The organism is Amycolatopsis sp. A133, assembly GCF_031082405.1.
Lineage (GTDB): Bacteria > Actinomycetota > Actinomycetes > Mycobacteriales > Pseudonocardiaceae > Amycolatopsis.
In genome coordinates this window covers 365,900-384,111 of the sequence record NZ_JAVHJU010000001.1, presented here as the reverse complement: position 1 = coordinate 384,111, position 18,212 = coordinate 365,900, and the positions used below count along the sequence as shown (strand labels likewise).

The window sequence follows — 18,212 nt, the reverse complement described above, 5'->3', positions numbered from 1 at the left end:
TACTCTCACAGCCAGACAGCAATCCACCCGGTGTTGCGCTGACCAGCTGAATCCACCCTGCGATGAAGTGCTTGTACCTTGTGACTCGCAGCCTGGACCCGACCGGGACCGGCCGCGCCCGATGGACGATGCGCTGGAAGCCAGTGATCAACGCGTTCGCCATCACCTTCAGTGACCGCTGGCCGGGAGCCGAGACCTACTGATCAACAACGCCGGAAACACCGATCACGGGATAGACCCTTCCGGGCGGGTCGGTTCGTGTGATCGGGGGCAGGACTCGCGTGATTAGGGGCGGGACTCGTGTGATTGGAGGCGGAACTCGCGTGATTAGAGGCGGGACTCGTGTGATTGGGGGCGGGACTCGCGTGATTGGCGGGGTATCTCGCGTGACTGGCGGGGTATCATGCGTGACTGGAGGGGTCACACGGGTCAGGCGAGGCGGGTGAGGTAGGGCGGGGGGACCTCGGAGGTGAGCCAGACTCCGTTGGCGCTCACCTGGAACGCGTGGCCGGCCGCGGCCATTGCGGCGGCGTCGATCCGGAGGAGCACCGGCTTGCCGCGGCGGGCGCCGACCGTTCGTGCCGTTTCCGCCGTGGTCGACAGGTGGACCGCGTGGCGGTTCATCGGGCGCAGGCCCTCGCGGAAGATCGCGTCGAGGAACTTCGCCACCGTGCCGTGGTAGAGCACGTCCGGCGGGGTGGCCTCCGGCAGTCCCAGGTCGACCGCCACGCTGTGGCCCTGGCTCGCGCGGATGCGCGTTCCCGTTTCGTCGAAGGCGAAGCGGCGCTTGTTGTTCTTCTCGACCACTTCGTCCAGCTGCGAGCGGGTGATCGAGAGCGCGCGCAGAAGGGCGTCGACGGCGACCCAGCCGCCGGGGGCGAGGGTGAGGCCGAGGGCGGCGGGGTCGTGGCGCAGGTGCCGCGCCAGCCGCTTCGAGATGCGGATCATTTCTTTCTCGTTCATTGCCTCTCCAGCATCTCCCCGCGCGCAACCGGTTTAGATGCCGCCCTCGACCGCGGGGCGCAGCTTTCCGGCGCCCGGCCCGAAGCGGGCGAGCTCGTCGTCGTTGTTGTACAGCGCGCAGCTGCGCAGGGAGAGGCACCCGCAGCCGACGCAGCCGGTGAGCCGGCTGCGAAGCCGTTGCAGGGCGTCGATCCGCGCGTCGAGCTCGTGCTGCCAGTCGCGGGACAGCCGCGCCCAGTCGGCCTTCGTCGGGGCGTGGTCCTCCGGCAGCGTCGCCAGCGCCGCGCTGATGTCCTCCAGGGAGAGCCCGACCCGTTGCGCGGCGCGGATGAACGCGATGCGGCGCAGCACCGAGCGGGCGTAGCGGCGCTGGTTGCCCGCCGACCGCTCCGAGCTGATCAGCCCCTTCTCCTCGTAGAACCGCAGTGCCGTGTGCGGAACCCCGCTGCGGTCCGCCACCTGTCCGATGCTGAGATGTTCAGCGAGCCTGGTCACCTGGTCAGGCTATCCTTGACTTCGAGTTTAGTCGAGGTTGCATCGTCGTGTCATGACCACCGTGACCGAACCGGGCTACGCCGACCTGCCCCGGCTGATTTCGCTGATGACCGGCGACGAAAAGCACACCGCCGCCGCGGAGTCCACTGTGGACGTCCTGTGGGTGCTCTACGACCGCGTGCTCGACATCTCGCCGGAGAACTTCCGCGAGCCCGGCCGCGACCGTTTCCTGCTGTCCAAAGGGCACGGACCGATGGCGTACTACGCCGTGCTCACGGCCAAAGGCTTCATCGCCGAGGCGGAGCTGCCGACGTGGTCCGACCCGGTGTCGCGGCTCGGCTACCACCCCGACCGGCGGCGCATCCCCGGCGTCGAGATCTCCAGCGGGTCGCTCGGCCACGGCCTCCCGATCGCGCTCGGCACCGCGCTCGGCCTGCGGGCCCGCGGCCTGACGCAGGCGAAGGTCGTGACACTCGTCGGCGACGCCGAGCTGGACGAGGGCTCGAACCACGAGGCGATCGTCGTCGCGGCGCGCGACGGCCTCGAAAACCTGACCACGGTGGTGATCGACAACCAGTCGTCGACGCTCGGCTGGCCGGGCGGGATCGCCCGCCGCTTCGCCGTCGAGGGCTGGGAGGCCCGCACGGTGTCCGGCCGCGACCACGACGCGCTGTACGACGCCTTCACCACCGCCCACCCCGGCCGGCCGCTGGCCGTGGTCGCCGTCGTCGAACCGAAGGGCTGAACATGCTGTCGATGCGGGAAACCTTCCTCGCCACCACCGAGCGGATCATCGACGCCGACCCGGACGTCGCGGTCGTGCTGGCCGACATCTCGGCCGCGCAGCTCGCCGGCGCCGCGCGGCGGCACCCGGACCGCGTGATCAACGTCGGGATCCGTGAGCAGCTGCTGGTCAGCACGGGTGCCGGGCTGGCGCTCGCGGGGCTGCGGCCCATCGTGCACACGTTCCCGTCCTTCCTGGTGGAGCGCGCGTTCGAGCAGATCAAGCTGGACTTCTCCCACCAGGAGGTGGGCGGCGTCCTGGTGTCGTGGGGCGCTTCGTACGACATGTCGACGGCGGGCCGCACGCACCAGTCCCCGGGCGACGTGGCGCTGATCGATTCGCTGCCGGGCTGGACGGTCCACGTGCCGGGCCACCCGGAGGAGGCCCGGCGGCTGCTGCTGGAGTCGATCCCGGGCGACGGGCGCGTCTACCTGCGGCTTTCGGAGCAGGAAAACGCTTCCCCGCACCTGGGGGTGGGGTTCACGAGGCTCCGGGAGGGCTCTCGCGCGGTGGTGGTGGCGGTGGGGCCGGTCCTGGACCGGGTCTTGAGGGCGTCGGCGGGCCTGGACGTGACGGTGCTGTACGCGTCGACGATCCGCCCGTTCGACGGCGCCGGTCTGCGGGCGGCTGTGGCGGATGCTTCCGCTTCGGTCGTGCTCGTGGAGCCGTACCTGGCGGGGACGTCGGCGCACTGCGTGGCGGAGGCGCTTTCGGCGGTGCCGCACCGGTTGAAGTCGCTGGGGGTCCGGCGCGACGTGGAGGTGCGGACGTACGGCGGGATCGCGGACCACGACCTCGCGCACGGGCTGGACGCCGGCGCGCTGGGGTTGTCGATCAGGGAGTTTTTGGGGGAGTAGGAGGAGCGTCGCCGGTGCTGGGGGTACCGGCGACGGGGTGTTCGTAGCGAACGCCGGAGTCCGGCCGCCGGGTGGGCACGATGCGATCGCGAGTGCGAAAGGTGGCCGGAAAACTCGAGCGCGGCCCGCAGTGGTTCCCTCGCGGCGTACAGCCCGGAGAACCGATCACCCGCGCGCGAGCGGAACAGCTCGCCCTCGGCGGTTCCCGCTGCGGGGATCGTGGCCTTCGCCGAGGTGCCTTGGTGCTTCACGAGCTGCGGGCCGATAGCGTGATCCCCATGGGGCTCACCATCAGGCCGCTCGCGCTGGGGATCATCTGGCGGGGCGACGCGCTGCTCGTCTTCGAAGGGCGCGACGACGTCAAGGACGAGACCTACTACCGGCCGCTCGGGGGTGGGGTCGAGTTCGGGGAGAGCAGCAAGGAAGCCCTCCGGCGCGAGTTCGGTGAAGAGCTCGGTGCCGAGATCGAAGTCGGCGATCGGCTCGGGGTGCTCGAGAACGTCTTCAGCTGGCAAGGCCGGGCCGGCCACGAGATCGCCTTCGTCTTCGACGCCCGGTTCGCCGACGAAAGCTTCTACCGGCGCGACGAGATGCCGATCCTCGACGACCCCGCCACCGCGCGGTGGGTCGACGTCCGCGACTTCCGGGACGGCAGCAAGATCCTCTACCCCTCGGGGCTCATCGAACTCCTCTCACCGGAGCAGGGACCGGGCAGTCGGTGACAGCTCCACCGACGACCCCGTCGGGACGCGGCTGAACCACACCGAGAACGGCCCGTCCGAGCGGACCGGCAGCCGGGGGAAGTTGTTCGGGGACGGCTCCGTCTCGAACGCCGCGAACGCCGACTCCGGTGGGGGCGCCGGAGACGACACCGTCACGTGCACGCCTTCGCCTGGGGGTGGCGCGGCGAGGCCGCGGTGGACCGGGCGCAGCAGCAGGACGTTGTCGGAGTCGATCATCGTCTCGTTCGCCGCTGAGCGGTGAGCCTTCCAGACCGGGCCGCCGTAGAACTCCTCCAGTGCCTCCTTGCGGGCCGCCATCGAGCGGAAACCGCGCAGCCACACGAACTCGTCCGGCGACGCCCGGGACCGGAACAGCCCGAACAGGTGCGCGCCCGCGGCCTCCTGCGGCTCGACGAACTCGCGCTCGAACAGCTCGATCAGCTCGTCGCGCCGGCCCGGGTGCAGGGTGTAGCGCCGCAGTTCCACCACGGTTTCGAAGTCGGAGAAAGTCATGCCGCGAACGCTAGCGGCCACCACCGACAAAAACCGGTCAGCGGAACGCGGCCAGCCCCGTCACCGCCTGGCCGAGCGACAGCGCGTGCATCTCCTCGGTGCCCTCGTACGTCAGCACCGTCTCGAGGTTCGCCATGTGCCGCATCACCGGGTACTCCAGCGAAATCCCGTTCGCCCCGAGCATCGACCGGGCCGTCCGGGCCACCTCGATCGCCGACCGGACGTTCGCCATCTTGCCGAAGCTGACGTGGTTGTGGTGCAGCTGCCCGGCGTCCTTCAGGCGGCCGATCTGCAGCGCCACCAGCCCGGCGCGGTTGACCTCGACGATCAGGTCGGCGAGCTTGCGCTGGGTCAGCTGGAACCCCGCCAGCGGCTTCCCGAACTGCGAACGCGACAGCGTGTATTCCAACGCGGCTTCGTAGCACGCGCGCGCCGCGCCGACAACGCCGAACAGGATCCCGTAGCGGGCTTCGTTCAGGCAGGACAGCGGCCCACGCAGGCCCCGGACCTCGGGGAACGCAGCCGACGAAGGCAGCCGGACGCCGTCGAGGACCAGTTCCGCGGTCAGCGACGCCCGCAGCGACAGCTTGTGCTTGACCTCGTTCGCGGTGAAGCCCGGCGTCGACGTCGGGACGACGAAGCCGCGGATCCCGTCGTCGGTCTGCGCCCAGACGACGGCGACGTCGGCGACGGTTCCGTTGGTGATCCACATCTTCGTGCCCGAAAGCACCCAGTCGGACCCGTCGCGCACCGCACGCGTCCGCATCGAGCCGGGGTCGCTGCCCGCGTCCGGCTCGGTCAGCCCGAAGCAGCCCAGCGCATCGCCGGTCGCCATCCGCGGCAGCCACTCCTGCCGCTGCTCTTCGCTGCCCCACTTGTGGATCGCGTACATCGCCAGCGACCCCTGCACCGACACGAAACTGCGCAGCCCCGAGTCGACGGCTTCCAGTTCGCGGCATGCGATGCCGTACGCGACGGCGCTGGTGCCGGCGCAGCCGTAGCCCTCCAGGTGCATGCCGAGCAGGCCGAGCGAGCCAAAGCCCTTCGCCAGCTCCGCGGCCGGGAGCGCGCCCGTTTCGTACCAGCCGGCGACGTGGTCGAGCAGGTTGTCCTGGGCGTACGCGCGGACGGCGTCGCGGATGGCGCGTTCCTCTTCGGCGAGCCCGGCGTCGAGGTCGAGGAAGTCGTGCGGGTCAGGGGTGCGGGTCATGAGGGCTCCCGGGGGACGCGTCGGTGCGGCCACCGCAGGAAACCACAGTCAGGCGTCTGTCCTCCGCGTGGCGTTCGTCACGCGGGCAGCAGACGCGCTGGGATTGCACCGGGGCCGGACCTGCTGGCGCGGGATCAGCAGCTCGCCGAACTGCGGAAACGGCACGCTTTCGATGTCGTCGCGCCAGGCGTGCAGCATCTGGGACAGCAGATCGTCCTCGGCCATCTTCGCCTCCCTGGCGTCCGGTCGGGCGGAGCGCCCACACGATCGGGTGACTTGATACCCGCGACGCGGGACAGCTAAACGGCCTTCTTCAAGATTTTTCCGTTTGATGCGGCTTTCGTGGCAGATAAGCGGCCCGTCCGGCGCCCACGGTGACGGACGGCCATTCGGTCGAGCGTCGCCGAGGCGGGCGGCTACGCTGGGTGGCGTGTCTCGTGTGGTGATCCTCGACTACGGTTCCGGCAACCTCCGCTCCGCCGAACGCGCTGTGGCGCGCGCGGGGGCCGACGTCGAGGTCACCGCCGACCCGCATGCCGCCGTCGAAGCCGACGGCCTGGTCGTGCCCGGTGTCGGCGCCTACTCCGCCTGCATGGCCGGGCTGCTGGACGTGCACGGGCACCGGATCATCGGCAAGCGGCTCGCCGGCGGGCGGCCGGTGCTCGGCATCTGCGTCGGCATGCAGATCCTCTTCTCCCGCGGTGTCGAGCACGGCGAGGAGACCGAGGGCACCGGGGAATGGCCCGGCGTCGTCGACCGGCTGCACGCCGACGTCCTGCCCCACATGGGCTGGAACACCGTGCGCGCGCCGGCCGGCTCGCAGCTCTTCGCCGGCCTCGATCCCGACGAGCGGTTCTACTTCGTGCACTCCTACGCCGCGCGGACGTGGGAACTGGACGGCCTGCCCGGGCAGGAACCGAAGGTCACCTGGGCCCACCACGGCGAGGACTTCGTTGCCGCGGTCGAGAACGGGCCGCTGTGGGCCACCCAGTTCCACCCGGAGAAGTCCGGTGACGCCGGTGCGCACCTGCTGCGCAACTGGCTGGACTTCGTCGCAAGCTGACCCGGGTACCGGAGACGCCCTCCGGATCACTTTCCCTACGAAAGTGACGGCTTGGGGGCCCGGTCAGGCGACCATGGCGAAACTGCCGTAGTACTCGCCGTCCATCACCCGGGCGCCGCTTCGGTCGGGGCTGACTTCGGCGCCGACCCAGCCCTGGAACGCTCCCGCGTCGTCGATCACCTGGAGCAGCGGCCGGACGTGGCTGTTGAGCAGGTAACAACCGTCGTAGGACAGGCATTCGCACCAGAACTCGTAGCTGTTGCGCCGCCCGCCCAGGTCGCCGGTCAGGTAGTAGAACCGCCGGTCGCCGCTGGCGGCGAGCTTCTGCACGCACGCGTCGTACCCCGCGGCGTCCGGCTTCCCGCAGCAGGACGCCGCGTCGCACCCCGCGTTCTTCTGCACGTAGCCCAGGCACGAACCGTCCGTGCAGGCGTTCCACGTGGGGCCGACGCCGAAGCTGCCGCTGCCCGCCGCGCCCCGGCGCAGGGTGGTGATCTTGTTGTTGTTCCAGCTGTGCGCCTCGTACAGGTACGTCCGCTGCGTGGCGCGGATGGTGGCCATCGACGCCTTGCCGGTCTGGGCCAGCGTGGCGTTGCTGCCGTAGGCGAAGCCGCCGGTGATCGAGTACGTGTCGTTCACCAGCTCCATCCGGCCCAGGCCCGGGTGCAGCTCCGAGACCGCCCAGGTCTCGCCGAGGTTGACCGCGGTCGTCGAGCCGTTGATGGTGCTGCTGGTCCAGGTGATCGCCGCCTGGCCGGTGGTGGAGTTGTAGGCGTAGGTGCCGGTGAAGTGGCCGTTCGGGTCGCCGGTGAACCCGGGCGCGGTCTTGATCGGGCAGTTGTTGCGCGGGTTGGTGCCCGGCTGGAACTGGCCGCAGTAGTAGACGTCGCCGCTGCTGACCGGCACGGGGAAGTCCCGCTGGCTCCAGGTCCAGAAGTTGTGCTGGACGGCGTTGCTCGCCGGGTCGAACACGAGGTAGCCGAGCCGCAGGTAGTTGCTGCCCGCCGCCTCGGTGAACCCGGCGACGCTGACCACCCAGTTCTGCTTGCCCAGCGGTGTCGGTGCGGCCTGCGCGGAGGACGCGCCGAGCAGGAGCGTCGAGACGAGCGCCGACAGGATGACGGTTGCGAACACGCCGAAGCGGCGTAAGACCCCCATGTGCATGTGAGCATCGTAACGGGCGGACGACTCTGCGTCAGGACCGTCGGCGACCCGCCGACCGGGTGATCCGGGTCGCCGCCCTACAGTTACCCGCGTGACTTTCACGCTGCTTCCCGCCGTTGATGTGGCCGATGGCCAGGCCGTGCGACTCGTCCAGGGCGAGGCCGGCACCGAGACCTCCTATGGCAGCCCGCTGGAAGCGGCGCTCGCCTGGCAGCGCGACGGCGCCGAGTGGATCCACCTCGTCGACCTCGACGCCGCTTTCGGCAAGGGCAGCAACCGCGAGCTGCTCGCCGAGGTCGTCGGCAAGCTCGACGTCCAGGTCGAGCTGTCCGGCGGCATCCGCGACGACGCGTCGCTGAAGGCCGCCCTGGACACCGGCGCCCGCCGCGTCAACCTCGGCACCGCCGCGCTCGAGGACCCGGAGTGGACCGCCCGGGTCATCGGCGAATACGGCGACCGCGTCGCGATCGGCCTCGACGTGCGGATCACCGAAGCCGGCCACCGGCTTTCGGCCCGCGGCTGGACCTCCGACGGCGGCGATCTGTGGGACGTCCTGGAGCGCCTCGACCGCGACGGCGCGTCCCGCTACGTCGTCACCGACGTCAGCAAGGACGGCACGCTGCGCGGCCCGAACCTCGAACTGCTGCGTGACGTCGTCGCCCGCACCGACGCGCCGGTGATCGCGTCCGGTGGCGTGTCGAGCGTGGCCGACCTCGTCGCGCTGGCGGGCCTGGCGTCCGACGGCGTCGAGGGCTCGATCGTCGGCAAGGCGCTCTACGCCGGGGCGTTCACGCTGCCGGAGGCCCTCGCCGCGGTCGCGAAGGTCTAGAGCCTGTTCCGATGTCGTAGCCACTCGTTGATCGCCGCAATGGGCACGGTCGCCTCGTAGCGAACCGCGAGTTCGTCGAACCGCACTACGATGCCGGACGTGGCGCTCGACCGGGTTGAGGACGTTTCAGGGCTGGAGTACCGACTGTCGGACTCGCCCTATGTCGAGGGCGTATACCGGGTGGCGCCGAATGGTGGGCAGGGCGGTTTCGCGCCGGAGCGCATGGTGTCGGTCGTGAACTCGAACTGGGAACTGCTGGTGTGGGCGTCGGACGGCGTCACCACCGTGTCGGTCCGCGGTCCCGAGACCCGGCCCACCGTGGTCCCGTTGGGTGGCGGGCTGGGCAGCACCTTCGGCGTGATCTTCCGGCACGGTGCCTTCCTGCGGAACCTGCCCGTGGGCGGGCTCGTGGACGGCAGCGTGTCGAGCCCGCACACGACGCCGCGCTCCTTCGTGCTGCAGGGCAGCGAGTGGGAGATCCCCACCTACGAGAACGCGGAGACGTTTGTGGAGCGCCTGGTCCGGGCGGGGTTGCTGGTGCGGGACCCGTTGGTGACCGACGTCGTCGCCGGGGAGCGGCCTGTGCTGGTCACCCCGCGCTCGGTGCAGCGCCGGGTCGCCGCGGCCACGGGCCTGACGCAGGGCATGATCCGCCAGATCGAGCGGGTGCGGCAGGCCACGATGCTGCTGCGGCAGGGCGTGGCCGCGACCGAGGTCGTGCACCTGGTCGGGTATCACGACCAGCCACATCTGGCGCGGTCGCTGACCCGGTTCGTCGGCCGGACGGCGACCCAGCTGCGGCGGCCCACCACCGGCGAGATGGTGTCGCTGCTGTACAAGACCGAGGTCGAGGTGCGGCCGTAGGTTCGAAGCCAGCCGGAAGGGCCGGCCGCAAGAACCGAGGAGCACCAGTGGCTTTCACGCAGATCTACGTCAACCTGCCGGTCACCGACCTGGACGCGAGCACGTCGTTCTACCTGGCGCTGGGTGGTGTGCTCAACCCGCAGTTCACCGACGAGACGTCCGCGCAGGTCGCCCTCGGCGACGTGGTGTCCGTGCAGCTGATGACGCACGAGCAGTTCGGCCGGTTCACCTCGCGGCCGGTCGCCTCCGGTGCGATCGAGTCGATCCTGGCGCTGTCCGCCGAGTCGAAGGAGGACGTCGACCGGCTGGCCGACGCCGCGGTGAAGGCGGGCGGCTCCGAGCCGCGCCCTGCTCAGGACATGGGCTGGCTGTACAACCGCGCTGTGGACGACCCGGATGGCCACAGCTGGGAACTGCTCTCGTTCGACGCGTCGGCGATGCCCGGCGCGCCCGAATGACCCGGACTGATGAGGGGCCCCCGCGCCACCGCAATGACTCCGCTCGTAGTACTTTGACCGAAGCCACGGTACTACGTCTGGAGTGGTTTCAACATCATGGTGCGACGCAATCCCGAGCGGCGGGCGGCCCTGCTCGACGCCGCCATCGATGTCCTGGCCAACGAGGGCGCGCGCGGGCTCACCTTCCGCGCGGTCGACCAGCAGGCCGGGGTGCCGGTCGGCACGGCGTCCAACTACTTCGCCAGCCGGGATGAGATCCTCAAGCACGCGGGGGAGCGGGTCTACGAACGGCTCGTCGACGACGCGGTCATCGCGGACGGCCTGACGGGCTCGCGCGACCGGGCCCGGGTCACCGAGCTGATGCACGAGCTCGTCGAGCGCGTGGCCGCGTTCCCGACGGGTTTCCTGGCGCTGCTGGAACTGCGGCTGGAAGCCACCCGCCGTCCGGAGCTGCGTGCCGTGCTGACCCGCCGCATCCGGGCGGACGTCGACTTCAACGTCGCCTACCACGAGAAGTCCGGCCTGCCCGGCGACGGCACGATGGTCGTGCTGCTGTGGCTGGCGCTGAACTGGCTGATCATGGAACGCCTGACGCTGCCCGACCTGTTCACCGACGAGCAGCGGCGAGACCTGGTGACGGCGCTGGTGGATCGGTTGCTCGCGGGTCAGCCCGCGTTACCTCCGGGGTAATCGACCCCACGCCGGCGGCAGGCCAAGATTCCTTCCAGGACAACGGAAGGAACGCCATGACCGCCTACGGACTCGCCCACCTGCGCCCGCCCGCCGTGCTGCCGGAGGAGGTCTTCGAGTACCTGGAGCGCATCCAGGCGACCCTCGATCCGTACGGCGGCAAGTTCCTCGTGCACGGCGCGCCGGTGCACGTCATGGAAGGCGACTGGCCCGGCGGGCTCGTGGTCATCGAGTTCCCGAGCCTCGCCGCGGCACACGAGTGGTACGGCTCGCCCGCCTACCGGGAGATCCTGGCCCTGCGCGCGGACCACATCCCGGGCGATCTGATCCTCGTCGAGGGCTGCGGACCCGACCACGACTCCGCCGCCATGGCGGCGGCCCTGCGCGCCGCCGTTTGACGCCGAAAAGCGGCTGACAGCCGCCCCCGGTGGTCGTAGGTTGCCGCGGTGGAGGAGATCATCACCCAGCTCGAAATGACCGCCGTCCATCAGCTCAACCCCGCTCCGGCCGTTGACGGCCTCGCGCTCCGGGCCAGCAGACCCGGGCCGCTGATCCGCGAGCTGCACGTCCGGATCGGGACGCCGTACCGGTGGCCGAGCGCGTCCCGCGGCGACGGCGAATGGGCGCGCTGGCTGGCCGAGCCCCGCCGGGAATACCGGCTCGTCGAGTACCGGGGTGAAGTCGCCGGGGCCGCGGATTTCGAGCCGCAGCAAGGGAACGACGTCGAGATCACCACATTCGGGCTGCTGCCGGAATTCGTCGGGAAAGGACTCGGCGGGTACGCGCTCACCCTCGTCGTCGCCGACGCTTGGACGCTGCCCGGGACGCGCCGGGTCTGGCTGCACACCTCGACGCTCGATCACCCGAACGCGCTGCCGAACTACCTGCGGCGCGGGTTCCGCAGCTTCAGCCGTCCAGTTTGACGGCGATCCCGACCGTCCGGTCCTCCGGGCCGCGCAGCTTCGAGAAGAACATCGTGACGCGCCCGACGATGCCGTACTTGCGGGCGATCGCGCGCCGGGCCCGCTCGGTGCCCTCGGCGTCGAGCAACCGCGCCTGGCCGGACACCTTCGCGCCGTGCGTCTTCTGCCCGCGGACGTCGCAGGCCTGGACTTCGACCCGGCCGTCGTTGCGGATGCGCTTGACCTTCCCGGCCTTCCGCACCGACGACAGCACGAGCTCGCCGTCGTGGCCGGAGACCCAGATCGGGGTGGGGACGGCCCGCCCGTCCCGCCGGAACGTGGTCAGGACGACGTAGCGCTCGGCGGCGAGCCGGTCGGTCTCGGAGGTCATGGGCACACCGTAGCCGGGTGGCGCACGGCGATGCCGGGGTAGCGGGTGATCAGGCCGCAGCCGTCGTAGTCGAGGACGCAGCTGAAGCCGAACGACGGCGCCGCGTAGCGGTACCGGTTCGGCGTCAGGTGCTCGTAGGTCTGCTCCAGCCGCTCGACGCCGAAATCGGCCGCGCGCACATAGGCGGCCGGTGCCTCGGCGCGGCCGCCGGGCGGCAGGGCGAGCCGGTGCACCGGGAAGGTGTTCGTCATCACCGACGACTCGAGGTCGAGGTCGAGGCAGCCGTCCAGGTGCGGGGCGGGCCGCCCGTCGAGCCGCCAGTGCCCGCGGCCGTCCGCTTCGACCTCCAGCTCCCGCGCGCCGGCGCCGCCGATCCGCGCCGAGGTGAGTGTCCACTCCGGACTGATGGTGAGCGAGTACCGCACGGCCCACGCGACGCCGTCCTCGACCGCGGTCGTGGCGCCTTCGGCGACCCAGCCCCCGCCGTGGCGGCGGAACCAGGTCACCTCGAAACCGGTGCGGGTGTCTTCGTGCCGCCAGGCGGCGTGGCCGGGGAAGGACATGCCTCACCGTAGCGGGGCGGGAAAAATGCCTAGGCCTTTCGGCGCCAAAACCGCACACGCCCGGCGGAAGCGTTTCGACAGCTGTGTCTGAAACGCTTTGCGGGCTGATTCCCCGCACCCTGGAGGGCGTTATGGCGGTCACCCAGCAAGTACCGGTTCATCCGCAGGCGGGCTTCTTCGGCGCCGGGCCGTATCCCGCGCGCCGGGCCGTCATCGCCGTCGCCGCGATCCTGGCGGGGTTCGTGCTGACCGCGATCTGGTCGGCGCCGTTCGTCGACTCGGTGATCGGCGACAGCGTCGCGAACGGGCTCCTCGGCCACGACGCGAAAGCCACGCCGATCAGCGGCGTTCTCGCCGGGACGCTCTTCGCGTTCGTCTCCGGGCTCGCCGGCTCCTTCACCGCCTGCAACATCGCCGCCTTCGGGGCGGTCGCCCCGCTGGTGGGTGACCAGGCGGGCGGGAAGCGCAGCGCGCTCAAGCCGCTCGGCTGGATCGCCGCCGGCATGCTCACCGTGTCCGTGGTCTACGGCGTGATCGTCGCGCTCGTCGGGACGCGGATGCCGCAGTTCTCCACCGCCAAGACCACCGGGCTCTCCCCGCGCAGCATCCAGTCGATGGTCGCCTTCGGGGTCGTCGGCCTGATCTTCCTGCTGATGGGCCTGATCGCCCTCGGCATCCTCCGCAACCCCTTCGCGAGCTTCACCCGCCGGCACCCCGCCGCCCCGCTGGTCCTGATGGGCGCGCTCATCGGCGGGTTCCTGATCGGTCGGCCGTACCCGCTCTTCCGGATCATGTTCCGCGACGCCGCCGAGCAGCACAACGTGCTCTACGGTGCCGCCGCGTTCGCGCTGCAGTCGCTCGGCAACATCGTCGTCATGGCGGTGCTGTTCCTCGTCCTGACCTACGCCACGGGCGGGCGCGTGCAGCGCTGGCTGGCCGCGAAACCGGCCCGGATCGCGACCGTCACCGGCGTGGCGCTGCTCGTCGGCGGCACGTTCACGCTGCTCTACTGGGACGTCCGCGTGCTGGGCAGGCTCGGGATCATCTGGTTCCCGATGATCAGCTGGTAGCCCGCCCGAGCCAGTGGTAGTCCGGTGCCGGGTCGAGCTGGACGCCGTTCGCGACGGCGATCAGCTCGGCCGCCGGCAGCGGGCCCGTCACCGTCAGCCAGCGCCCCGACGGCAGCCGGACCGCGACCGTCGCGGCACCGTCCTCCGGCGGCAGCAAGAACCCCGGCCCGCCGCGCACGGTGACGGACGCGGCGCCGTCGACCCCCGGCGAGCCCGCGCCGGCCGCGGCCCGGACCGGCGGCCCGCCCGGTGCCGCCGCGGTCAGCTCGGTGCTCGCGTCGCCGGGGCCGGTGCCCCGAACCGCGGCCGAGCGTTCGGCCAGCCCCGCCGGGAGCGGCCCGAACCGCAGCTCGCCGCGGACGCCGACCGGGCGCGGGGTGACGGAATCGGCGACGTCCTGAGCGACCGCGCGGGCGTCCGGGACGCCCGAGACCTGCGCGGTCAGCACGTGCTGCTCGTCGGCGAGCCAGGTCAGCAGCGCGGCCGTCCCGCTGTCGCCGGTGACCATGGCGACCCGGCCGCGCACCAGGACCTGGTCCCGGATCGACGCGATCTTCAGCGCGGCCTGCGACCACGCCGGGTCGGCGGTGGAGTACGCCGACAGCGTGATTTCGGCGGCCCCGGCGAACCACCGCCGCACCTGCGGCGCGGTGCCGGGCCCGCCCTCGCGGTACTGCTCGGTGAAGCCGGCCGGCAGCCAGCCGGGGCTGTAGCCGAGCACCGGCCGCCCGGCCGCCGGGTCCACCGCGGTGGTGGTGAACAGCTGGGTGCCGGCGACGACCCCGGCGACCAGCGCGACGACCGCGGCGGCGACGAGGGCCAGCCGCGCTACCGGTCGCTGCTTCCGCCCGGCGCGCGCGAGCGCGTCGCGGACGGCGTGGCCGTCCGGGGTGCGGGCGGCGAGGCGGTCCAGGCTCTCCCGGATCAGCGTCTCGGTCTCGTGCTCGCTGCGCGTCATTCGGGGGCTCCGGTGGTGATGGACGTGGGGTGCGGGGCCTGACGCAGGGTGGCCAGGGCCCGCGCGATCTGGCTGCGCACGGTGGAGGCGCCGCAGCGCAGGACCGCGGCGATCTCGGCGTCGGAGTAGTTCTCGTAGTAACGCAGGACGATGGCGGCGCGCTGCTTGCGGGGCAGCGTGGCGAGCAGGCCGAGCATGGCGTCCCGCTCGTCGTAGGCGGCCGACGGGTCGGGGGCCGGCGGGCCGAGCGCGTCCAGGACGTCGTGGCTGCTGGGCACCATCCGCCGCACCGCGCGCCGCCGCCACGACAGGTACTCGTTGGTCACCATCCGCCGCACGTACGCCGGCGGGGTCGCGATGGCGTCCCACCGCTGCTGGACGCGCAGCAGCACGTCCTGGACGATGTCCTGCGCCAGGTGCGGATCGTTCGTCAGGACGGTGGCGTAGCGGAGCAGCCCGTCCAGCCGCTCCGCCACGAACTCTTCGAAGCTCACACGCGTCCTCTCGTCACCCTGTGGACGCACGAGGGGGCCGTGCCGCTGCACGGCGGACGGAAGTTTTACCGGCCGAGGACGTCCTCCAGCCGGAGGAAGGCGAAGCCCGTGGTCGGGAGGTCGCCGTCCGCCGGGCGGCGCTCGCCGTCGTGGACCACCAGGAGGCCGTGCGGGAAGCGGCGGCCCAGGTACGCCGTGCTGATCGCCGAGCCGTCGGAGTGCTCGACCGAGTCCGTGCCGCGGCCCGCGACGATCCGCAGGTCACGGACGCGCTTGCCGTACACGACGAACCGCGAGTCGCCCTGGCTGGAGGCGAACAGCGTGCCGTCCGCCACCGCGAGACCTTCCGCGTCGGCCGTCAGCCACCGGCCGCCGAAGCCGGGGTCGGGGCCGTCCGGGACACACTCCTCGGCCGCCGCGTCCCAGCGCTGCGGGACGCCGAAGGAGCGCACGCGGTCGATCAATTCGGGCCGTCCGAAGCCTCCGGACGTCAGCGGGATCCGCCAGATCCCGACGTCCTCCTGGGCGGTGTAGAGCACCCGGCCGTCGATCACCGAGCCCTCCAGCTGCGGCCGTTCGCCGGGCTCCTCGCACGGCGACCAGGCGGAGCCGTCCGGGAGGCGGAACCGCGACGGCAGGTCCACGGTGGCGACCGGCACCGTGCCGACGGTGCCGCCCGGCCGGTCGGCCAGCCGCAGCAGCGCCACGCGGGTTTCGTGCCGCCGGGTCACCGCCACCCACCGGACGCCGGTGCGCGGGTCCCGGCCCGCGGCCAGGCCGTAGGCGGTCCGCTGCTCGTCCACTTCGGACTCCGACGCGGAGAACACCGGCGCGGCGGCCGGGTCGGTGACGTCCCGCAGCACGTGCGCGCCGGCCGCCGCGCCCGCCGGGTCGATCCGGTAGACGCGGACGCGGTCCCGGCCCCGGTCGCTGACGACGGCCAGGTCCCCGACGACGTCGACGTTGTTGAACCGCCCGCCCGGCCCGGCGGGGACGAGCTGCAGGGTCCGCGCGGACAGGTCGAACGCGGCGAGCCCGCCTTCCTTCAGGGCGCCGAGGACGACGCTGCGGTCGGGGTCGTGCGGGTGCACCCAGACGGCGGGATCGTCGGCGTCGGCGTTGGCCGGGGACGCGCCGGGATCGTCGACGAAGGCCTGGGTCTGGAGGACGGGCGCCGGGTCTCGGTGAGCGGCGGAAGCGGGGACGGCGGTCAGGAGGGAGGCGGCGGCGACGGCCACCGGAAGGAGTCTGCGCACGCGGGGAAACTAGACGAATCGGGTGGCCGGGGGGTGAACGGCGGATGCCGGGCCGTGCCATTGACCGAGGTCCCGGACCCCTTGACTACGCTGATGGCCATGTCTGTCGCGGTGCGGGTGATCCCCTGTCTCGACGTCGACGCGGGCCGGGTGGTGAAGGGGGTCAACTTCGCCGGCCTTCGCGACGCCGGTGACCCTGTCGAGCTGGCCCGGCGCTACGACGCCGAAGGCGCCGACGAGCTCACCTTCCTCGACGTCACCGCCTCCTCCGGGGACCGCGAGACCACCTACGACGTCGTCCGGCGGACCGCCGAGCAGGTCTTCATCCCGCTGACCGTCGGGGGCGGCGTGCGCAGCAACGACGACGTCAACCGGCTGCTGCGGACCGGGGCCGACAAGGTCAGCATCAACACCGCCGCCATCGCGCGGCCCGAATTCCTCAGCGAGGCGTCGAGGCGGTTCGGCGCCCAGTGCATCGTGCTGTCCGTCGACGCCCGGCGCGTGCCCGAGGGCGGCGAGCCCACCGCCTCCGGCTTCGAGGTCACCACCCACGGCGGCCGCCGGGGGACCGGGATCGACGCCGTCGAGTGGGCCGCCCGCGGTGAGGAGCTCGGGGTCGGGGAGATCCTGCTCAACTCCATGGACGCCGACGGCACCAAGAACGGCTTCGACCTCGAACTCCTCGAACTGGTGCGCAAGGCCGTGCGCGTCCCGGTGATCGCCAGCGGCGGCGCGGGCGCCGTCGAGCACTTCCTGCCCGCCGTGCGGACCGGGGCCGACGCCGTGCTCGCCGCCAGCGTGTTCCACTTCGGACAGCTGAAGATCGGCGACGTCAAGAACGCGCTGCGCGAAGGCGGGGTCGAGGTCCGGTGAAGTCCTGGCAGGCACCCGTCGAGGTGAAGGTGACCGCCGGCCTGCTGGTCGGGCTGCCCGTCGCGTGGGCGCTGCTCGACCTGGTCCCGGTGCTCGGCGCCGGGGCGGGCCTGGCCATCTACCGGATGCCCGCGCTCGCGCTGATCCTCGGCGCGGTCGTGACCACCGGGCTGGTCCTCAAGCACGGCAGCGCGCGGATCGGCGGCCTGGTCGTCGTCGTGGTGTTCGCGGTGCTGCACGCGTTCCTGCTGCTCGGTGCCGAGCTGTGGTTCAACAAGCTGTTCTCCGGCCTGTCCTTCGCCGGCTACGGCTACGCGTTCGTCCTGCTGAATTCGATGCCGCTCAAGCGGCACATCCTGGGAGCACAAGCATGACCCTCGACCCGGCCGTCTCGGCGCGCCTCAAGCGCAACGCCGACGGCCTGATCGCCGCGGTCGTCGTCGAGCACGCCACTTCGGACGTGCTGATGATGGCCTGGATGAACGACGACGCCCTCGCCGCCACCCTCGCCACCCGCCGCGGCACGTACTGGTCGCGCAGCCGCGCCAAGCTGTGGGTCAAGGGCGAGACGTCCGGGCACTACCAGCACGTCCGCGAAGTGCGGATCGACTGCGACGGCGATACCGTCCTGCTGCGCGTCGACCAGACCGGCCCGGCCTGCCACACCGGCACGCACACCTGTTTCGACACCGAGGAGCGCCTGCTCCTGGCCGAAGAGAAAGAGCTCGCGTGACCCTCGTCGCCGACATCCTGGTCGGGCTCGTCGCCCTGATCCACGTCTACATCGTCGTCCTGGAGATGTTCCTCTGGACGACGCCCCGGGCCCGCGCCGCGTTCGGCACGACGAAGGAGTTCGCGGAAGAGAGCAAGACCCTCGCCGCGAACCAGGGGCTGTACAACGGCTTCCTGGCGCTCGCGCTGGTGTGGGGCCTCATCGCGAGCGACCCGACCGGGTTCCAGCTCAAGCTGTACGGCCTCGTCTGCGTGATCATCGCGGGCCTCTACGGAGCCGCGACGGCCAGCAAGCGGATCCTCTTCGTGCAGGTGCTCCCCGCCGCGCTGGCGCTCATCGCGCTCCTGCTGGCACGGTAGG

The 18,212-nt window shown here is 71.5% G+C and carries 26 protein-coding genes and 1 pseudogene; 16 read left to right on the top strand and 11 right to left on the bottom strand.

All coding sequences use genetic code 11. The features are described 5' to 3' along the window. Positions 1 to 59: 59 nt before the first annotated feature. A pseudogene (locus Q5425_RS01880) lies at positions 60 to 203 on the top strand (IS256 family transposase); the annotation flags it as partial. A gap of 226 nt (positions 204 to 429) precedes the next feature. Here Q5425_RS01880 and Q5425_RS01875 read toward each other — a convergent pair. Together Q5425_RS01875 and soxR are read right to left on the bottom strand one after the other, a co-directional pair. Further along, positions 430 to 963 carry an RNA 2'-phosphotransferase gene (locus Q5425_RS01875; protein WP_308670275.1) on the bottom strand — a complete coding sequence of 178 codons (534 nt, stop codon included), beginning with the start codon at positions 961 to 963 and terminating at the stop codon, positions 430 to 432. 33 nt (positions 964 to 996) lie between these two features. Next, positions 997 to 1,458, bottom strand: coding sequence for a redox-sensitive transcriptional activator SoxR (gene soxR, locus Q5425_RS01870; RefSeq protein WP_308670274.1), 462 nt, complete (start codon positions 1,456 to 1,458; stop codon positions 997 to 999). Between the two features lie 52 nt (positions 1,459 to 1,510). On the opposite strand from soxR, the gene Q5425_RS01865 reads away from it, so the two are divergent. The 3 genes from Q5425_RS01865 to Q5425_RS01855 all read left to right on the top strand — a co-directional run bounded on the left by Q5425_RS01865 (position 1,511) and on the right by Q5425_RS01855 (position 3,821). Continuing rightward, positions 1,511 to 2,203, top strand: coding sequence for a thiamine pyrophosphate-dependent enzyme (locus tag Q5425_RS01865; RefSeq protein ID WP_308670273.1), 693 nt, complete (start codon positions 1,511 to 1,513; stop codon positions 2,201 to 2,203). Positions 2,204 to 2,205: 2 nt separating this feature from the next. Beyond that, a complete protein-coding gene (locus tag Q5425_RS01860) occupies positions 2,206 to 3,099 on the top strand; it encodes a transketolase C-terminal domain-containing protein (RefSeq protein WP_308670272.1) in 894 nt (297 codons plus the stop codon). Positions 3,100 to 3,377: 278 nt separating this feature from the next. Further along, a complete protein-coding gene (locus Q5425_RS01855) occupies positions 3,378 to 3,821 on the top strand; it encodes an NUDIX hydrolase (protein ID WP_308670271.1) in 444 nt (147 codons plus the stop codon). On the opposite strand, the gene Q5425_RS01850 is transcribed toward Q5425_RS01855, so the two are convergent. From Q5425_RS01850 to Q5425_RS01840, 3 genes are read right to left on the bottom strand one after another with little or no spacing between them, the layout of a single operon-like run. Then, positions 3,792 to 4,334, bottom strand: coding sequence for an NIPSNAP family protein (locus tag Q5425_RS01850; protein ID WP_308670270.1), 543 nt, complete (start codon positions 4,332 to 4,334; stop codon positions 3,792 to 3,794). The two genes, Q5425_RS01855 and Q5425_RS01850, sit on opposite strands and share 30 nt — an antisense overlap. Before the next feature lie 37 nt (positions 4,335 to 4,371). Beyond that, positions 4,372 to 5,544 carry an acyl-CoA dehydrogenase family protein gene (locus Q5425_RS01845; RefSeq protein ID WP_308670269.1) on the bottom strand — a complete coding sequence of 391 codons (1,173 nt, stop codon included), beginning with the start codon at positions 5,542 to 5,544 and terminating at the stop codon, positions 4,372 to 4,374. A gap of 48 nt (positions 5,545 to 5,592) precedes the next feature. Continuing rightward, positions 5,593 to 5,769 carry a hypothetical protein gene (locus Q5425_RS01840; RefSeq protein WP_308670268.1) on the bottom strand — a complete coding sequence of 59 codons (177 nt, stop codon included), beginning with the start codon at positions 5,767 to 5,769 and terminating at the stop codon, positions 5,593 to 5,595. A gap of 214 nt (positions 5,770 to 5,983) precedes the next feature. On the opposite strand from Q5425_RS01840, the gene hisH reads away from it, so the two are divergent. Beyond that, positions 5,984 to 6,607, top strand: a complete 624-nt coding sequence (hisH, locus tag Q5425_RS01835) for an imidazole glycerol phosphate synthase subunit HisH (RefSeq protein ID WP_308670294.1) — start codon at positions 5,984 to 5,986, stop codon at positions 6,605 to 6,607. A gap of 63 nt (positions 6,608 to 6,670) precedes the next feature. Here hisH and Q5425_RS01830 read toward each other — a convergent pair whose 3' ends face one another. Continuing rightward, entirely contained in the window at positions 6,671 to 7,771 is a 1,101-nt protein-coding gene (locus Q5425_RS01830) for a hypothetical protein (RefSeq protein WP_308670267.1), read from the bottom strand. Positions 7,772 to 7,862: 91 nt separating this feature from the next. On the opposite strand from Q5425_RS01830, the gene priA reads away from it, so the two are divergent. The 6 genes from priA (at position 7,863) to Q5425_RS01800 (ending at position 11,535) form a co-directional block, all read left to right on the top strand. Then, positions 7,863 to 8,600 carry a bifunctional 1-(5-phosphoribosyl)-5-((5-phosphoribosylamino)methylideneamino)imidazole-4-carboxamide isomerase/phosphoribosylanthranilate isomerase PriA gene (gene priA, locus Q5425_RS01825; RefSeq protein ID WP_308670266.1) on the top strand — a complete coding sequence of 246 codons (738 nt, stop codon included), beginning with the start codon at positions 7,863 to 7,865 and terminating at the stop codon, positions 8,598 to 8,600. Between the two features lie 234 nt (positions 8,601 to 8,834). Continuing rightward, positions 8,835 to 9,464, top strand: coding sequence for a helix-turn-helix domain-containing protein (locus Q5425_RS01820; protein ID WP_308670264.1), 630 nt, complete (start codon positions 8,835 to 8,837; stop codon positions 9,462 to 9,464). A 47-nt stretch (positions 9,465 to 9,511) separates the two neighbouring features. Further along, a complete protein-coding gene (locus Q5425_RS01815; RefSeq protein ID WP_308670263.1) occupies positions 9,512 to 9,922 on the top strand; it encodes a VOC family protein in 411 nt (136 codons plus the stop codon). A gap of 96 nt (positions 9,923 to 10,018) precedes the next feature. Continuing rightward, positions 10,019 to 10,612 carry a TetR family transcriptional regulator gene (locus Q5425_RS01810; protein WP_308670262.1) on the top strand — a complete coding sequence of 198 codons (594 nt, stop codon included), beginning with the start codon at positions 10,019 to 10,021 and terminating at the stop codon, positions 10,610 to 10,612. Positions 10,613 to 10,668: 56 nt separating this feature from the next. Next, positions 10,669 to 11,010, top strand: coding sequence for a DUF1330 domain-containing protein (locus Q5425_RS01805; protein WP_308670261.1), 342 nt, complete (start codon positions 10,669 to 10,671; stop codon positions 11,008 to 11,010). Positions 11,011 to 11,058: 48 nt separating this feature from the next. Next, positions 11,059 to 11,535, top strand: a complete 477-nt coding sequence (locus tag Q5425_RS01800) for a GNAT family N-acetyltransferase (RefSeq protein WP_308670260.1) — start codon at positions 11,059 to 11,061, stop codon at positions 11,533 to 11,535. Here the strand turns inward: Q5425_RS01800 and Q5425_RS01795 are convergent. After that, positions 11,519 to 11,905: a PPOX class F420-dependent oxidoreductase gene (locus Q5425_RS01795; RefSeq protein WP_308670259.1), complete on the bottom strand. Its 387-nt coding sequence runs from the start codon at positions 11,903 to 11,905 to the stop codon at positions 11,519 to 11,521. The two genes, Q5425_RS01800 and Q5425_RS01795, sit on opposite strands and share 17 nt — an antisense overlap. Then, positions 11,902 to 12,468: a putative glycolipid-binding domain-containing protein gene (locus Q5425_RS01790; RefSeq protein ID WP_308670258.1), complete on the bottom strand. Its 567-nt coding sequence runs from the start codon at positions 12,466 to 12,468 to the stop codon at positions 11,902 to 11,904. The genes Q5425_RS01795 and Q5425_RS01790 overlap by 4 nt, the downstream gene beginning before the upstream one ends. Before the next feature lie 131 nt (positions 12,469 to 12,599). On the opposite strand from Q5425_RS01790, the gene Q5425_RS01785 reads away from it, so the two are divergent. Beyond that, positions 12,600 to 13,538 carry a hypothetical protein gene (locus Q5425_RS01785; RefSeq protein WP_308670257.1) on the top strand — a complete coding sequence of 313 codons (939 nt, stop codon included), beginning with the start codon at positions 12,600 to 12,602 and terminating at the stop codon, positions 13,536 to 13,538. Here the strand turns inward: Q5425_RS01785 and Q5425_RS01780 are convergent. The 3 genes from Q5425_RS01780 to Q5425_RS01770 all read right to left on the bottom strand — a co-directional run bounded on the left by Q5425_RS01780 (position 13,528) and on the right by Q5425_RS01770 (position 16,228). Then, entirely contained in the window at positions 13,528 to 14,496 is a 969-nt protein-coding gene (locus Q5425_RS01780; RefSeq protein WP_308670256.1) for a hypothetical protein, read from the bottom strand. The two genes, Q5425_RS01785 and Q5425_RS01780, sit on opposite strands and share 11 nt — an antisense overlap. Continuing rightward, the gene (locus tag Q5425_RS01775) at positions 14,493 to 14,990 is read right to left on the bottom strand and encodes a SigE family RNA polymerase sigma factor (protein ID WP_308670255.1); all 498 of its coding nucleotides are present in this window, start codon (positions 14,988 to 14,990) and stop codon (positions 14,493 to 14,495) included. Before Q5425_RS01775 ends, Q5425_RS01780 begins: the two co-directional genes overlap by 4 nt. A 65-nt stretch (positions 14,991 to 15,055) precedes the next feature. Beyond that, complete coding sequence (locus Q5425_RS01770) at positions 15,056 to 16,228, bottom strand: phytase (RefSeq protein ID WP_308670293.1); 1,173 nt, start codon at positions 16,226 to 16,228, stop codon at positions 15,056 to 15,058. Between the two features lie 117 nt (positions 16,229 to 16,345). On the opposite strand from Q5425_RS01770, the gene hisF reads away from it, so the two are divergent. From hisF to Q5425_RS01750, 4 genes are read left to right on the top strand one after another with little or no spacing between them, the layout of a single operon-like run. Next, entirely contained in the window at positions 16,346 to 17,119 is a 774-nt protein-coding gene (gene hisF / locus Q5425_RS01765; RefSeq protein WP_308670254.1) for an imidazole glycerol phosphate synthase subunit HisF, read from the top strand. Then, entirely contained in the window at positions 17,116 to 17,493 is a 378-nt protein-coding gene (locus tag Q5425_RS01760) for a hypothetical protein (RefSeq protein WP_308670253.1), read from the top strand. The genes hisF and Q5425_RS01760 overlap by 4 nt, the downstream gene beginning before the upstream one ends. Then, complete coding sequence (gene hisI, locus Q5425_RS01755) at positions 17,490 to 17,852, top strand: phosphoribosyl-AMP cyclohydrolase (RefSeq protein ID WP_308670252.1); 363 nt, start codon at positions 17,490 to 17,492, stop codon at positions 17,850 to 17,852. Before Q5425_RS01760 ends, hisI begins: the two co-directional genes overlap by 4 nt. Beyond that, positions 17,849 to 18,211, top strand: a complete 363-nt coding sequence (locus tag Q5425_RS01750) for a DUF1304 domain-containing protein (RefSeq protein ID WP_308670251.1) — start codon at positions 17,849 to 17,851, stop codon at positions 18,209 to 18,211. The genes hisI and Q5425_RS01750 overlap by 4 nt, the downstream gene beginning before the upstream one ends. Position 18,212: the final 1 nt, after the last annotated feature.

Coding starts and splice junctions, on each gene's coding strand:
- Q5425_RS01875 (WP_308670275.1), bottom strand. CDS start 963: ATGAACGAGAAAGAAATGATCCGCATCTCGAAGCGGCTGGCGCGGCAC.
- Q5425_RS01865 (WP_308670273.1), top strand. CDS start 1,511: ATGACCACCGTGACCGAACCGGGCTACGCCGACCTGCCCCGGCTGATT.
- Q5425_RS01860 (WP_308670272.1), top strand. CDS start 2,206: ATGCTGTCGATGCGGGAAACCTTCCTCGCCACCACCGAGCGGATCATC.
- Q5425_RS01855 (WP_308670271.1), top strand. CDS start 3,378: ATGGGGCTCACCATCAGGCCGCTCGCGCTGGGGATCATCTGGCGGGGC.
- Q5425_RS01850 (WP_308670270.1), bottom strand. CDS start 4,334: ATGACTTTCTCCGACTTCGAAACCGTGGTGGAACTGCGGCGCTACACC.
- Q5425_RS01845 (WP_308670269.1), bottom strand. CDS start 5,544: ATGACCCGCACCCCTGACCCGCACGACTTCCTCGACCTCGACGCCGGG.
- Q5425_RS01840 (WP_308670268.1), bottom strand. CDS start 5,769: ATGGCCGAGGACGATCTGCTGTCCCAGATGCTGCACGCCTGGCGCGAC.
- Q5425_RS01830 (WP_308670267.1), bottom strand. CDS start 7,771: ATGCACATGGGGGTCTTACGCCGCTTCGGCGTGTTCGCAACCGTCATC.
- Q5425_RS01810 (WP_308670262.1), top strand. CDS start 10,019: ATGGTGCGACGCAATCCCGAGCGGCGGGCGGCCCTGCTCGACGCCGCC.
- Q5425_RS01805 (WP_308670261.1), top strand. CDS start 10,669: ATGACCGCCTACGGACTCGCCCACCTGCGCCCGCCCGCCGTGCTGCCG.
- Q5425_RS01795 (WP_308670259.1), bottom strand. CDS start 11,905: ATGACCTCCGAGACCGACCGGCTCGCCGCCGAGCGCTACGTCGTCCTG.
- Q5425_RS01790 (WP_308670258.1), bottom strand. CDS start 12,468: ATGTCCTTCCCCGGCCACGCCGCCTGGCGGCACGAAGACACCCGCACC.
- Q5425_RS01785 (WP_308670257.1), top strand. CDS start 12,600: ATGGCGGTCACCCAGCAAGTACCGGTTCATCCGCAGGCGGGCTTCTTC.
- Q5425_RS01780 (WP_308670256.1), bottom strand. CDS start 14,496: ATGACGCGCAGCGAGCACGAGACCGAGACGCTGATCCGGGAGAGCCTG.
- hisF (WP_308670254.1), top strand. CDS start 16,346: ATGTCTGTCGCGGTGCGGGTGATCCCCTGTCTCGACGTCGACGCGGGC.
- hisI (WP_308670252.1), top strand. CDS start 17,490: ATGACCCTCGACCCGGCCGTCTCGGCGCGCCTCAAGCGCAACGCCGAC.